This window comes from Rhodoplanes sp. SY1 (assembly GCF_046000175.1).
Taxonomy (GTDB): Bacteria; Pseudomonadota; Alphaproteobacteria; order Rhizobiales; family Xanthobacteraceae; genus Rhodoplanes.
The window spans coordinates 1-694 of record NZ_JBEOMB010000475.1 but is presented as its reverse complement, the minus strand read 5'-3'; the positions used below and the strand labels follow the sequence as shown (position 1 = coordinate 694).

Below are 694 nucleotides of genomic sequence, written 5' to 3'. Positions count from 1 at the left end.
CCTGCTCGCGGCGGAGAGCGACCGCATGGAGCGCAACACGCCGGTGACCGAGGACGCGGTGACCGACACCCGGCCGCGCCGGCGCACCCTGACCCGCACCATGCTGGCCGGCATCACGCCGCAGGATCTGGAAGACGCGCTGTGGCTCACGCTCTACGGCGCCCACAGCAATGTCGACCGCGGCGGCTACGCCAACCGGCTCGACGGTGCCTATCTGCGCAGCGTCATCCTCAGCGAGCTCACCATGGTCGACACCGTGCTGATGCCGCGGCCGGTGGCGACCCAGCGCAAGGACTTCCCCTCGAACTACTGCGAGGCGGAGGACTTCAAGACCGAGCTGTGGTGGAACGCGAGCTGCGGCCCGCAGGTCGAGGCGATCGAGTTCGTCAACGGGCTGGTCCGCAACGGCCGGCTCAAGCCGCCGCAGGGCAGCGACGAGGTCGACTTCCGGATCGTCCGCGTGGTGCCGATCGAGATCGACGTCGATCGCGGCTACTTCTCGTATTTCCGCGAGGATCTGGCGACCTTCGACCGCGGCTACAACGAGGCCTGCACGGCCTTCGACCGGCTGTGGGGGCCGGTCGCGACGGCGACCGCGGTGCCGGCCGAGCCGCGGGCGGCCGTGACCGAGGGCCCGGTGCGGGTGACGCCGCGCTCGGCCTCGGCGGCGTGCTGGCCGGGCCGCGACCGCACC

The 694-nt window shown here is 71.8% G+C and carries 1 protein-coding gene; it reads left to right on the top strand.

The window, feature by feature from the left end; translation table 11 throughout:
• Positions 1 to 25 precede the first annotated feature (25 nt).
• Positions 26 to 694 (top strand): hypothetical protein (locus ABTU92_RS30440; RefSeq protein ID WP_408095259.1); only part of this gene is annotated, 669 nt, incomplete at its 3' end.